Origin of the sequence: Anaeromassilibacillus sp. 1001302B_160321_C8, assembly GCF_015554745.1 — a bacterium.
GTDB lineage: Bacteria > Bacillota > Clostridia > Oscillospirales > Acutalibacteraceae > Anaeromassilibacillus > Anaeromassilibacillus stercoravium.
Genome location: NZ_JADNJD010000004.1, coordinates 93,427 through 106,689, shown reverse-complemented (window position 1 = coordinate 106,689; position 13,263 = coordinate 93,427). Strand labels below are relative to the sequence as shown.

At 56.6% G+C, this 13,263-nt stretch carries 16 protein-coding genes and 1 tRNA gene; all 17 read left to right on the top strand.

What is annotated here, in order from left to right; genetic code table 11:
- The first annotated feature begins 65 nt into the window (after positions 1–65).
- The 17 genes from I2E77_RS04360 to I2E77_RS04280 all read left to right on the top strand — a co-directional run bounded on the left by I2E77_RS04360 (position 66) and on the right by I2E77_RS04280 (position 13,253).
- A tRNA-Met gene (locus tag I2E77_RS04360) sits at positions 66–142 on the top strand.
- 356 nt (positions 143–498) lie between these two features.
- Positions 499–1,191 carry a hypothetical protein gene (locus I2E77_RS04355; protein ID WP_087233670.1) on the top strand — a complete coding sequence of 231 codons (693 nt, stop codon included), beginning with the start codon at positions 499–501 and terminating at the stop codon, positions 1,189–1,191.
- A 72-nt stretch (positions 1,192–1,263) separates the two neighbouring features.
- Positions 1,264–1,959 carry a hypothetical protein gene (locus I2E77_RS04350; RefSeq protein WP_087327425.1) on the top strand — a complete coding sequence of 232 codons (696 nt, stop codon included), beginning with the start codon at positions 1,264–1,266 and terminating at the stop codon, positions 1,957–1,959.
- A 2-nt stretch (positions 1,960–1,961) separates the two neighbouring features.
- A complete protein-coding gene (locus I2E77_RS04345) occupies positions 1,962–3,155 on the top strand; it encodes an antirestriction protein ArdA (RefSeq protein WP_071434940.1) in 1,194 nt (397 codons plus the stop codon).
- Positions 3,152–4,273, top strand: a complete 1,122-nt coding sequence (locus tag I2E77_RS04340; RefSeq protein WP_071430801.1) for a DUF6329 domain-containing protein — start codon at positions 3,152–3,154, stop codon at positions 4,271–4,273. The genes I2E77_RS04345 and I2E77_RS04340 overlap by 4 nt, the downstream gene beginning before the upstream one ends.
- A gap of 263 nt (positions 4,274–4,536) precedes the next feature.
- On the top strand, positions 4,537–5,547 hold the full coding sequence (locus tag I2E77_RS04335; protein WP_071430800.1) for an LPD28 domain-containing protein: 1,011 nt from the start codon (positions 4,537–4,539) through the stop codon (positions 5,545–5,547).
- Complete coding sequence (locus I2E77_RS04330) at positions 5,548–6,645, top strand: DUF4314 domain-containing protein (RefSeq protein WP_139193380.1); 1,098 nt, start codon at positions 5,548–5,550, stop codon at positions 6,643–6,645.
- A gap of 1 nt (position 6,646) precedes the next feature.
- Positions 6,647–7,816 (top strand): antirestriction protein ArdA, encoded by a 1,170-nt coding sequence (locus I2E77_RS04325; protein WP_328245464.1) that lies wholly within the window; start codon positions 6,647–6,649, stop codon positions 7,814–7,816.
- Positions 7,816–8,853: a hypothetical protein gene (locus tag I2E77_RS04320; RefSeq protein ID WP_071430796.1), complete on the top strand. Its 1,038-nt coding sequence runs from the start codon at positions 7,816–7,818 to the stop codon at positions 8,851–8,853. The genes I2E77_RS04325 and I2E77_RS04320 overlap by 1 nt, the downstream gene beginning before the upstream one ends.
- Before the next feature lie 149 nt (positions 8,854–9,002).
- Complete coding sequence (locus tag I2E77_RS04315; RefSeq protein ID WP_071430794.1) at positions 9,003–9,341, top strand: hypothetical protein; 339 nt, start codon at positions 9,003–9,005, stop codon at positions 9,339–9,341.
- A complete protein-coding gene (locus I2E77_RS04310) occupies positions 9,338–10,318 on the top strand; it encodes a DNA adenine methylase (protein WP_207738183.1) in 981 nt (326 codons plus the stop codon). Before I2E77_RS04315 ends, I2E77_RS04310 begins: the two co-directional genes overlap by 4 nt.
- Positions 10,319–10,320: 2 nt before the next feature.
- Positions 10,321–10,764 carry a hypothetical protein gene (locus I2E77_RS04305; protein WP_071430792.1) on the top strand — a complete coding sequence of 148 codons (444 nt, stop codon included), beginning with the start codon at positions 10,321–10,323 and terminating at the stop codon, positions 10,762–10,764.
- Positions 10,757–11,482: a DUF3849 domain-containing protein gene (locus tag I2E77_RS04300; RefSeq protein ID WP_071430790.1), complete on the top strand. Its 726-nt coding sequence runs from the start codon at positions 10,757–10,759 to the stop codon at positions 11,480–11,482. Before I2E77_RS04305 ends, I2E77_RS04300 begins: the two co-directional genes overlap by 8 nt.
- A gap of 22 nt (positions 11,483–11,504) precedes the next feature.
- On the top strand, positions 11,505–11,864 hold the full coding sequence (locus I2E77_RS04295) for a SpoVG family protein (RefSeq protein WP_076944460.1): 360 nt from the start codon (positions 11,505–11,507) through the stop codon (positions 11,862–11,864).
- 80 nt (positions 11,865–11,944) lie between these two features.
- Positions 11,945–12,451 (top strand): YodL domain-containing protein, encoded by a 507-nt coding sequence (locus I2E77_RS04290; protein WP_071430788.1) that lies wholly within the window; start codon positions 11,945–11,947, stop codon positions 12,449–12,451.
- 143 nt (positions 12,452–12,594) lie between these two features.
- The gene (locus I2E77_RS04285) at positions 12,595–12,849 is read left to right on the top strand and encodes a DUF6133 family protein (RefSeq protein WP_071430786.1); all 255 of its coding nucleotides are present in this window, start codon (positions 12,595–12,597) and stop codon (positions 12,847–12,849) included.
- Positions 12,849–13,253: an A24 family peptidase gene (locus I2E77_RS04280; RefSeq protein ID WP_071430784.1), complete on the top strand. Its 405-nt coding sequence runs from the start codon at positions 12,849–12,851 to the stop codon at positions 13,251–13,253. The genes I2E77_RS04285 and I2E77_RS04280 overlap by 1 nt, the downstream gene beginning before the upstream one ends.
- Positions 13,254–13,263: the final 10 nt, after the last annotated feature.

The window sequence follows — 13,263 nt, the reverse complement described above, 5'->3', positions numbered from 1 at the left end:
ACTTGCATTTTATATGGAAGTGTAGTATAATAATTTCTGCACTCACAGAGAGGGTGCGGAAATATCGCGGAGTGGAGCAGTCCGGTAGCTCGTCGGGCTCATAACCCGAAGGTCGTAGGTTCAAATCCTGCCTCCGCAACCACATTGTGCGACCAAAAAAGATATCGCACCGAAAAAGCCCGGAACCATGCGGTTTCCGGGCTTTTTTCGTGTCCAAATTTTACTGCACAAGAAAAAGATATCATCCGGCCTTTCCCCTATGGGGTGAGGACTTGAACTAAATCCCGGCGCTTTTCAGCCCGCTTTCGAGGTGAAAATACGGAAATAATTCGTGTTCTCCAAAAAATATTTTGTTAATTTTTTGTGAACGAAGTGGATTGTACCAAAATGTAGTACAATCCACTTCGTTCTGAAGTTCTGTGGCCGTCACCTATATTCAGGTGGCGGCTTTTTTTATTTGCGCGGGCGTATAAATTGAAATGACTGGAGGTCTTTCTGATGGAGCATCACAACAAGATGGATAGAGAACAATTTTACCGAGAACTTTGCACGGTGCTTGGCCGGGAAGGCTTCACCACGCAGCCGGAGCAGGATGATCTTCTCCCGGTGGAATGGGATGGTCTCCCCCTCTGCCGGATCACAGAGGGCGGAGGGGTTCGCTACTGGCAGGAGGATGTGGCAACGGCGGAACGGGAACGAGCCTGTGAGCGAGTCACTGATCTGGCCTGCACAGTGCGGGAGTACATGACGCTGCTGGAACAGGCTCCGCCCCTGCAGGCCCAAAGCCTGACCGGCGACTACCGCCTGCTGGCCGACTTCAACGGCACAGTGCTGGCTGCCCACCCCACCCGGCTTGGCGTCCATTTCGTCACATGGGACTGGAGCTGTGACCGCACAGGTCTCAACCAAGGCCATTACTTTCAGGATAACTATACGGGAGCCAAGCAGGACTTCGCCATCCGTGCCGGTCTCGTCTCCAAACAGCTGATTTTTAACGAAGCACAGCTCACCGAAATCTATCGATGCTGCACCGACACACTGGATGCCGGAGTTGATTTGACTGTCGACCAGGAACAATGCATTAAAAGTGTTCAGGAACAGATCCTACGTGGAATGCCCAACATCCTGGAGCGCATGCGAGAGCAGGAGCAGCACTCCTTGGATTCTCAAAGCCAGGAACTGACCATGTAATACACCGAGCGCCGGAGTTTTAGAAATAAGACTCCGGCGCTTTTTTATTTCACCGAAAGGAGCACACCACCCATGACGCGCTACTTCATGAGAGATACCCCCTTATACCAGATGGAGCAGATGATGATGACCCCGCCCCATTTCAAGCCCAGAGGTCACGGCCTACGCCGACCTACATTTCACTATCAGTCTGAAGATGTCGATTGCCAGTACTGCACAAACTACTCAAAGGAAAATCCCTGCCCGCTGTGTGAATGCACTTGCCTGGGGGAACGAATCGAGACCGGGTCGCTCAGCCTTGCGAAAGTAATTGAGGACTGCCTCCGTGGCAAGCTGAGAATGAGGCTTTGGAAACGGTTGGCACAGGAGATCTACCCATATCCTCTGCAAGCCTTCCATTCTGACGAACACCGTAGCCGTTGGATGCACTGGCGAACACGTTGCCGCCGATTGTCGCAGCGCAACCAGGCCGCACTGTTTCTCCTGACAGCCTACGACGATATCTGGCGCAGGATGATCTGGAAGTTTGATGCCTGCGGATTTGATTTCCAGTCCCTCCGGCTGGCCGGCATCCAGCCGGAGCTTTACAGCGTTTATCAGGCGGCCAAAGCCATTTCCACCGGCAGCCAAAACATTACCATTGCCGATCTCGCATCCCCCGAATTGGTCACAGATGAGGCGTTCCACCTGATTATCTGCGCTCTGCTTCTGGCCAAGTACGGTGATGCGATTTTGAATTTTGAGAAAAAGAAAGGTGATGCAAATTGATCATGAAAGCAGTTCTGAGCAACGCCGACCACCCGGAATATGGTGTTGCGACGATCCCCCTGCCCATTCCCAGAAATCAATACGACCACTGCGTTGCGCTGTTGGAGTCACTGGAAATCGGCCATGTATCGGATGCCGACTGCCATGTGGACGCACTCGACAGCGCCTGGCCTGTGCTGTATCGGCTGGAAGGTGCCAGGGTCAATCTGGACGAGCTGGACTATCTGGCTAAGCGGCTGGACAGCTTTGATGTGGGCGAGTTTTCGCAATTTCAGGCCATGGCCGAAAAACTGCAGCTCACCAGCATGAAGGATCTCATCAACCTGACCTTTTGCTGCCAGCAGGCAACGGTGATCACGGACTTCACAAATTTGAAAGAGGTTGGCCGTGATCACTACATGAACATCCATGGCGGGTGTGCCAGCATGGAGGAACTGGAGCAGTTGGACGGAGAGGAAACCGCCATCTTGCTGATTGAGGGCAACGAGGGAACCATCACCCGCTACGGTGTGGTCTATGACAACGGTATGCAGCTCTCGCAGCTCTACGATGGAAAGCACCTGCCCTGCTATCACTATGAGGCCGATCTGACCGCTATCGGAATATCTTCCCGACAGGAACCGGAGAACACCCAAAATGTCACCTGGATATACCTCCCTGCCTCCAAAGGCCAGATTGAACGCGCCATGCAGCGCAGCGGCATTGCGCCTGAGAATAGGTGTCTTTGGATGAGTGAAAGCTCATTTCCCGAGGAAGTGGATGTGGTACTGGACTTCCGGTGCGAAAACATACACGAGCTCAATGAGCTGGCGCTGGTCATGGACAAGCTTTCATATGACGCCCGTGAGAAGCTGGGGGCCGCAGTCAGCATGGCCAAGCCGGAGTGCGCCGGTCAGATCCGGCATCTGGCGGAAAACCTGGATCTCTTTGCATTTGCCCCCGGCGCACATACCCCTGCGGAATACGGAAAATACATGATCCAGAAATCCGGTCATTTTGAGTATGACCCCAATCTGGACGAGTTCTATGACTACGAGCGGTATGGCCTGCAGCACATGGATCAGGAGTCCGGCGTGTTTACTGACCGCGGCTATATCGCCTACCAGGGTGCGCTGAGTCTGGAGGAACTGATGGCGGATGACCCGGCAGAAGCCTATCAGCGGGAACAGGACTTTCAGATAGGGGGAATGGCATGATCCAACTCTTCATGAAACGAAGCGGCAGTCCGGCCATTGTCCCGCTCCATTTTCCCGCATCGCATGACGCTATGACAGAAGCGGTCAGCCGGCTTGATGAGGCCAGCAGAACGGGCAAAACAGAGATCGTCGAGATCAAAAGCGTGATCGCTAATCTGCCGTCGTACCTCAGCGGGCTTGACCCCGATTCCAGAACGCAGCTTGCACAGCTGAATCAGCTTTCCAGCATCATTGCCAAAATGGACTCCCGTGAACGGAACATCTATGCCGGCGCATTGGATGGCAGCAGCATCAATGACCTGAGTGATATGATTCGTGTGGCGGAACAGGTGCCGGACTACATCCTCATTCCCAATGTCAATTCAGATGTGACACTTGGCCGTTATGTCGCTGTTGCAGGCCAGATTCAGGGCGATCCCAGATTCCCTGAAGCCGCCTGGCCCTACCTGGACTTTGCGAAGATCGGCGCAGAATACTATGCCGACCATGGCGGCGCCTATACCCATGCAGGCTATGTGCTCCGCAAGCAGGATGATGCGCTTGTCAGAGAGAAAAAGTCGAAGGTCCAGCTCGACCTCTCCTCCGCTAAGGCGCAAGCGATCGTCTGCCTTCCGGCAACGAAAGAGGAATTGGAGCGAGTAAAAAGAACACTGGGCATCGATTGTTTTGCCGAGGCAGCAATCACCAGAGTGTCGTTTTCTGTTCCCTATATGGACGAGCATATTCCCACTACAGGGGTCTGCGTGGAAGACGCAAACGAATTGGCCTGGGCCATTGAGGGGATGCAGTGTGACGATGGTGAGCTGCTGAAATATCTGTCGGTTCTTTCTGTGGAACAGCCAGGGACCATGCAGGAGGCGCTCCGCTATGCCATGAATCTGGACGACTACGAGCGCATCCCGGAGGACGCCTATGAATACGGGCAAACGGTCCTTCGGCGCATCGGTGCCGATGATGAACTGATCGATACCATCGACGGGTATATGGATTTCGAGAAGCTGGGCGAGGACGCCATGGTGGAGGACGGAGTCCGGCGCACGGAATTTGGCCTGATTCGCCGGTGCAGCAGCCCCTTTGCTGAGGAAACGCAGGCGATGGAGATGGAAGGGCTTTCCTGATGCCCCACGAAACCGAACTGCTCTGCGTAAAGCTGGCGGCGTATTCTCTCCTCGATATGCAGGTGACCTGAACAACACGATCCAATGATTGGGAGGAATGTGAATGAAGAAGAAAATAATGATCACAATAGCATCTATGGCGGCACTGGGAGCCGCTGTCGCCGGGTATCTCCACTTTTCCGGCAAGATGCCTTTTGGCCATAGCCATTTCCGCTGAGCTGTGGTATGTTGTGTAGCTATACCAAGGGGAAAGAGGTGAAATAATGAGCGTCAATGCGATGACTGAGGAGTATGAGCATATCGAGCTGTTTGGGAAGCCTGCCCTGTTCACCAATGCGCGAGTAGACACCCACACTGTGCCGGACGGTTGGCATGTATATGATCTGCGAGGCAGTGACAATGATCCGGGCTCACCCTGTACGCTGGAAATTCTGGTTGTGGTTAATCACGCTGGTTCTATCGTTGTGCCGGAACCGATTTCCTTTCCGGATAATCAGGACTACCGTGAGATTGGTGATGCGCTGGATTTTCTCGGCGATGAGATCACACTCACGGAATTTTGCAAACAGTATGGGTTGAAGACTCCACCCAAATATAAACTCAGGCCCGCTTCCCGTGAGGAGGCGGGCCTGTTCTATTCTCAGGTGGAAGAAGAACGGGACCTTCAGGCCGGTACAGTGGGCCATGTGCGGATGGATTTCGGTTCTTCCGGAAAAGGATTTCACCATTCCTGGTGGCCCCATAACGAAGACCAATTCAACACCGGGGAATTTAAGGATGACCTTCAGGAAGTGGTGGACACCCTTCGTGCCGATGGCCCGTTGAAGGACCTGGCATCGATGAGAGCCTACTGCTATCGGAACGGCGGGGCCATCACCGAGGACGGCCGGAGTTATGGCTACATCGCAGAAACGGAGCATTACCGCTACTGCCTGCGCTGCACCCCGTTTCCCGGCGACTACCAGGGGTATCTCTACTGCTATGACCTGCGTCAGCAGCAGATGGCCCAGCAGAACAGGGCCGTGGGGCGTGCGACCTTTGCCAATGGGGAACAGCGGGAGTATCACGATCCCCAAACCTATCTGGCTGCCATCCGGCAGGAACTGCCGTATCGGGATGTGACGGGTTTCCGGTATGAGACTCTGACGGATGACCCGGCTGTCCGCAAACAGGTGGATGACATCCTCTTCGACCTTTATGGCGAAGAAAATCCCCATTCTCTTGCGGACTATGAAAACAATCCCGGCCAAAATATGAATATGGGAGGAATGTAAATGTCAGCACCAAAAGAATGGCTGGACTTCCTGCGGGAACAGTTCCCCGCAGGTTCGAGGATCAAGCTCAGAGAGATGAAAGACCCGTATGCCCCGCTGGAGCCGGGCAGCACAGGGACTCTGGACTACATCGACGATGCTGGGCAGTTCCACATGAAGTGGGACAACGGCAGAACCCTGGCGCTGATCATCGGTGAGGACAGCTTCACCGTTCTGCCGCCCGAGCCCACCACCCTGAAGCTGTATATGCCCCTGACCGCCGATCTCTACACCCGCAACGAGTATGGGGAGATGGAGGACGACAGCACCCCGCTGGACGGAAGGCTGCTGCGGTGCTATGAGGGCGAGATCCTCAGAGCCCTGATCAACAACCGGATGCCGGAAGAAGCCGAGAGCGGCATCATGCACTGGTATGGCAAGGATGACAGCGTCAACCAGAAGGTCAAATCCGCCGTGTTCACCGTCGAGGAGCGGAACGGCCGGCTATGGGGCGTGGCTGAGTGCCGGGTGGTCGGCGCCCTCACCCCGGAAGATCTGACCACCCTGAAGGAGTACGTCTCCGGCCAGGCCTCGGATGGCTGGGGCGAGGGTTTCGAACAGCGGGAGATCTGCGTCGGCGACGACGAGCTGTATGTCCACCTGTGGAGCATGGAGGACAATTGGGACATCCGAACCGAGGCGGAGCAGTTCGCGCCCAGAGTGGCAGACGGCCTGCCGGAGATGTGCTTCTCCACCCTCAGGTCCACCGGCGATCTCATCTGCATCCGCCGGGGCGAGACCGGCTACTACCCCTCCGATTGGGACACCGGCGACAAGGAGAAAAATGTGGAGCTGGCGGACGAGCTGAACGAAAAACTGGGAGTCAGCCCCATTCAGCGGCAGGCCATGGAGGTGGGCAGTATGTGCGGCTGGGATGCCCCCGGCGCTGACCCCGCCAAGTACCAGGAAGACTATGTACAAACCGGGGCCCCCGCCGAAGCCCGGCACAGCGGGTTCGGTGGGGAGAGGAGTTCCGGCAAAATGAGTGAGCCTTGTCCCCCGGACGAGGCGAATGATATGGAGCATGGAACGACGATGGGAGGGATGACCCTTGGATAAAGTGTTTCGTGTGGAGCTGTTCGGGGAGAAGACGAACCGGTGGTGCGAGCTGGAGCTTCCGGCTACCTACTACGGCCTTCTGGATGCGCTGGACAAGCTTCAGATGACGCTGGGCGAAAAGCCGAGATGGGAATTCCTCGAACACCATGGCTTTGTCTTCCTGCAAGACCATTTGGCCCATGAATGCGATCTCTATCAGCTTAACGCTTTGGCAACCTGTCTGGGACAGATGAACGGCAGAGAAAAGACTGCCTTTGAAGGGCTGTTCAACATGGAGGTGGCCAAAAAGTACGGCCCCATCAGTGTTGCCACCATGATCGATCTGGCCTACAGCACAGACTGCTGCCACGTGGTCAACGCCTCAACGGATGAGCAGCTGGGCAGATTCTACGCCGAGAATGATTTCATCCCCGCACTTGACAAAGTCCCCGACCCCATCTTCGAGTACCTGGACTTTGAGAAGCTCGGCAGAAACGCCCGATTTGAGGAGGGCGGCGTCTTTGCAAACGGTGGTTATGTCACGCAGCACAACGAGCTGAAGCAGGTATATGACAGCCTGGCCTTGATCCCCGAAGCGCCGGAATATGGCATCCGCCTGACGGTCGGCAAGTGTCCCTCCCACTCCGATGAGCAGCCGGACAACAGGATGTGCCTGGATCTGCCCGCTACGCAGGAACGGCTGGACGCTGTTCTGGAGGCTTACGGAGGCGCCTCATGGTCGGAAATGTCTGTCCAGGTGGAGGACAGCGCGATGCCCGCGCTTCTGGAAAGCATGGACTGCAATGATGTTCACGAACTGAACGAGTTGGCCAAATGCTTCAAGGAGATGGTCGCGCAAGGAGACCTCTCCACATACAAGGCGGTTATCCTTGCGGCGGATTGTCACGATATCGCTGCCGCTGTCCGAATTGCGGAAAATCTGGATGACTACCTGATCGAGCCGGATCAGCGGACCCCCGAGGAGGTGGCCGTAGAGGAGCTTCGCTTCATTGTGGATGAGCATTCCCGGTCTATTTTGCAAAAGCACATTGTCCTCTACAGCTACGGCAAGGATGTCATGGCGTCAAACAACGCACTGCTGACCCCCTATGGGCTGGTCCAGCGCAGGGATGGCGAGCCGATCCGCAGCGAAGAAATGCAGGCAGAGAAGGCCGGAATGGAGATGATGTGATGGCAAATCGGCAAACCAGGCGGCTCCTTGATCTCCTGGACGGCTTTGAAATGACCAAGTCCCAGCACGACTGGCTGGAGCGGCGGTTCGAGAACATGACGGTCAAAGAAAGTCTCCTGTTCCGAGGGGCCATGCAGATCGAGCAGCCGAGGATGACCTGCGATGTGATGCTGATTGCCAGTCAATTGGATCACTACGACCTGTTCTACGGCGCCGGGGACGATGCCCGACTTGGCAAATTTATCATGGAACAGATCCAGCGCCCTGCCTCCCAGGCACGTGCATTTCTTGACCCGGAGAAAGTGGGGGCAGCTTACCGCCAGAAAGGTGGGAACACCTTCTGCGACGGGCACTTCATCAGGGTCACCTCCCTGATCGATCCGTTTCTGGATGGCGCCCCGACGCTGAATCCCGACAAAGGCGACTACGGTATCCGAGTCAGGCTGGCAAGCCGCTTCAATACGGACGGCGTGTGGGTGGGATTCCCGGACACCGGCGAGTATATGGATGCCGCACACCCGGACGAGCTTCTCCTGGCGCTGGACGCACTGGAGGTGGAGTCTTTGAGCGAGTGCATTGCTGTGGATGTGGGCTGCTGCCTCCCGCAGCTGAAGGACATCCTCTCTCAGTACGGCTCCGCAGCGGAACTCGTCCGTCACGCCATCGACTTCGGCTATGTCTGGGCGGAACAGGGGCAGGGAGGACCCCAGTGGCTGGATAAATGGCAGGCTGTGATGGAGCTGGAGGATTGCCACCGTCTGGATTACGCCCTGGATCTGGCACAGAACCTCCACTGCTATCACTTCATGCCCCGTGACATGGAACTCGCCGATTTCGGAAAAGAGCTGGCGAAACGGGACGGCGTATACCCCAGGGACGAGCTGCTTGCCTCCTGCTTTGATGCGGAGGGGTATGCCAACCAGAGGATGAAGAACATGGGTCTGTCCGCCGCTGCGCATGGCTTCGTATCCTGGAACGGCACAGAGCTGGTCTATGAGTACAGTCAGCCGGATATGGAGCCGACCATGTCCATGTGAAAAGCCACCCACAGACCAGCCGCCGCAACGGAGGTGATGAAATAAGAAATGAAATAGCCTGAACACCACAGGGGCCGTTACCCGAAAGGGACAAACGGCCCCTGATTTTTTGCGCTCTTTTCGGGTGACAGCCCCGGAAAGGAGCCCGCATGACCACGACAAACCCCATCGCTGCGTACCTGAAGACCTATCACAAGGGAGCGGAAAGGGTCGTATCCAGCCGGGAGCTGGAGGCAGCTTTCCAGATCCGCGGCCCCGACCTGCGCCGGTTGATCAACAGCCTGCGTGGGGATGGCGTCCCCATCTGCAGCTCGGCTTCCGGCTATTATTACGCCGGTACTGAGGAAGAACTGCGCAGAACGATCCGGCAGCTCCGGAGCCGGATCAAGAAGATCGCCCACGCGGAACGCGGTCTCACCAAGGCGCTGGAGCAATCCATCGACAGCGGACAGATATCCCTTCCGCTGGAGGGCGGTGATACCGCTTGAAAAGCTTCATCCCCTGGGTGGGCGGTAAAAGCAAGCTGCTGTGGCTGATCCGAAAGCTGTCTCCCTCGCGGTATTCCCGGTTTATTGATGTGTTCGGCGGCAGCGGCACAGTGACCCTGAGCCGCCCCATCCAGCCGGGATGTATGGAGGTCTACAACGACTTCAACAGTGACCTGACCAACCTGTTCTGCTGTGTCAAAAACAGGACCATGGCGCTTCTGCTGGAGTTGGGTTTTCTGCCGCTGAATACACGCGACGATTTCAATGTGCTGTATAAGTTCTTCTCCAAAGAGGAATTCACCGATGACTATCTGGACGAGGAGATGGAGCTGACGGAGCGGTATCTGGAGCCGCCGGATGCCGAGACCATCCGAAGGATGATGCTGGAACGGGCGCCTCGCGGCGATGTGCGGCGGGCCGCCGACTTTTTCAAGCTGATCCGATACAGCTTCAGCGGCGGTGCCAAGTCCTTTGCCGGAAAATCCTGCGACATCCGCCGTTTCTTCTACCTGATTTGGGAGTGCTCCCGCAGGCTGGCAAATGTCGTCATCGAAAACAAGGACTGTGTGGAGGTCGCCCGTCAGTACGACCGGCCAGACGCATTTCTGTATTTTGATCCGCCCTATTACGATGCGGAGGACTGTTATGCGGCGGTGTTTCCCAAGGAAGATCATCAGCGCCTCCACGACGCCCTTCTGGAGTGCCAGGGGTATGTGATGGTGTCCTACAACTACTGCCCCTTCATCGTGGAGCTGTACAAGGAGTTTTACATCTTCCACACCACTCGCCCCAACAGCATGTCGCAGAAGGCCGGAAGCGAGTATGAGGAGATCGTCATCACCAATTACGACCCCCGCCGCCACAATTCCGCAAGGCATTGGCAGCTCAACCTTTTCAACCTGTCTGCCGCGGATGAGGAGGAGGGAAAATACACCCTGATCCATGAACCCACAAAAGAACTCAAACAGGAGGAATGAACATGACATTTATCAAGTACACAAGCGACGGCAAGGCCGTCATCCAGCCCGCCGCCCTGACCTTAAGCGGGCTGGACAGGGAGGAAACGCTGGAGCTGCACACCCTGGAAAACGCCATCGTCCTGCTCAAGCAGGAGATGGAGCCTGCGGAGAAGGCTGCCGCCACGACAACTCTGCTGCGACTGGCCCACAGCCTGATGGAGGATATGCTGGCCGACTGGGAGGCCCAGGAGGACGATGGGGATATGTGCGACGGCTGCCACGGCTGCGATGAAGATATGCTCCCCATCCCCGCCGAAGCCTTTGCGGATGCCGGCATCCTGTACGATAACCTCTGTGTGTTCAGCGTGGACGGCGCTGTTCTGGTGGTATCCGATGACCACAAGACCACATGGAGCGATGCGCTGACCAAGGCGATCCTTGAAAGTGGGAAAGCCAATGACTAAAGACCACGCCTACCTCTATCTCAGTTCCTTCGCCGAGGCCAAACGGCAAAACGAGGTGGCCCTCTGGCGGGCAAGCCACTTGGAGAACATCGCCTGTAAGCAGGCCATCGAGGAATCCATCCGCCGGGGCTTTGATGGGATGCACCTGGACCGTGACTGCGCCAGAAGTGTCATCGATAATTTCGGATTCAAACGTGTGGGGTGGGTGCTGTCCGCCACGCTTCAGCAAAAGCAGTACGACGGACGATTCAGCCCGCAAAACAAAGCGTGGGCCGCCTCCACCTTCATCCCGCCCAGCGACCGCAATTATGAGTTTACCGTGGAGAGCCACCCCGCCGTGCTGGACGGCTTCGTCAACGACTTCCGCAAGGCACAGGCAGAGCTGAAGCTGTTCACCGGCTCCCAGTGCGACGATATGACCGGCCAAAATCTGGAGGGCAAGGTGCTGGTCATGAGTCCGTTCACACTGAAGGAGTCCTGCTGGGCGCCGGAAAATCAGCTCTGGCTGGCCACCGGCGGCTTTGGCTGCGTCCCCACCGCCGCAGGCAGAGCGGTATACGCCACCTGTCTTGGCGATGGAGAGCAGACACGCTGGAACCGCAGCGACTTTATCGGCATTCTCCGGGAGGAGCATCTGCCCGACTGGGCCAGAGAGCGGCTGGAGCAACTCCGGCAGGAATCGCCCGCCGGTCTCGAAATGAGTCATCCATCCATGTAAAGAAAGAAAGGAGATTTGTCACATGGCAACACAGAAGAAAAAGCAGCAGGAAACCCCCACGCCCCAGGTGGAGGCGCGAATCGACCGTATGGTGGATGGGGACTTCAAGACCAAAGCCTATGCCAGCGCCACCATCGGCGGCGCCTTTGCCGTCCACGGCATCCGGGTCATTGAGTCCGACAAGGGGCGCTTCATCTCCATGCCCCAGGAGTCCTACAAGAAAAATGGCGAAACCAAATACAACGACACCTTCCACGCCATTACCGCCGAGGCACGGACCGCGCTGGTGGAGGCGGTCAACGACGCTTACGAGCAGAAGCTCCAGGAGCAGCAGGAGCAGAAAAGCGACGCTCCCGAGCAGGCTATGAGTCAGCAGATGTAAACCGGTTGTCCGGAAGGAGGTGATGCACCCTGATTCGTTTCACAGTAGACAACCAAAACCGCCTGATCTTCTATGGCAATATGGTGGGCTATGTAAAGGACAGCACCGCCGTTGTGGACGAAATGTTCCAGACCGATGAGCTGTCCCGTTATCTGGCCAGAATGAACCTGGCTCCCCAGTGGGAGGAGGGCGTATTCGACCGCCTGACTGCCGGTGAGGTACCCGGTGAGGAGCTGGGTCAGCCGCAGAAGGGCTGCCGCATCTGGCAGCTCCGAAAAGATGTGGATGTCACCATGCGTTTCATCGGATATGAGGATCTGGTCAAAAAGTTCGGAGAACCGGATGCCGGCAACTATACCCAGGTATTCGAAGGGAATCTGGGAACCAATGATCTGGAGCGGATCTATGCCATCTGCAGGGATAGCCCTCCTCCCGGATACCGGGGATACCGAATGGCACTGTCCGATGTGGTGGAGCTTTACGACGCTTCCGGCAGCGAGTTTTATTACTGCGACCGGGTGGGCTTTCGTCCCATCCAGTTCAGCCAGAGTCAGGAGCAAGCAGAATGTATTGAAATGACCATGTAGGCCGGACGTTTGCCCATCGTCCGGCCTTTACCTTGTCAGGGCGTAGCCGCAGCCCTCCCGCATCAGGAAGACTGTGACCGAACCTACATCATCAAGCCATCCACAAACAATCAAAATTGATTTACTTACAGGAGGTATTTTTCATGAAGAAGCTGTTTAAGAACATCGCCAACACCGCCAAGACCACCGCCGCCAGCTACAAGTCTTCCATCGCCGCCTTCCACAGCCGGGCTGTCAGCGGCAACGCCGGCGAGGGCTACATCGATACCGCCGTCAAGGTGCTGATCGCCGTCGTTCTGGGCGCCCTGGTGCTGGCCGGTCTGTACGCTGTGCTGGACGACACCGTCATGCCCACCGTCACCCAGCGGATTCAGGAGATGTTCAACTACGCGGGCTGATGCTCTGGGTACAGGCACTGGTCTTCTGCGGCGGTCTCATCTATGCCGCCGTGGATGACCTGAAAACCAGAACGGTCTGCGACATCGTCTGTATCATCATTGCTGCGGCGGGGCTGATCACCATCAGCCCCGCCTCCCTTTTGGGGGCGCTGCTGGCAATGGCCCCATTTTACCTCTGTGCAGGTCTCGGCCTGATGGGGGGCGGCGATTGGCGGTTAGCCGCCGCCGTTGGATTTGTTCTGGGAGTTGACCGGGTAATCACCGGCTTGTGTCTTATGGCCGCTGCGCTCCTTTTCGTTTCCTTTGCCATGCGGGTGATCCCGGCACTGCGGGAGGGCGCATCGGCAAAGCAGCCGCTGGTTCCGTATTTCGCGGTGGCTTTCATCCCCGCATATTTCTTATAAGGAGGCTCAT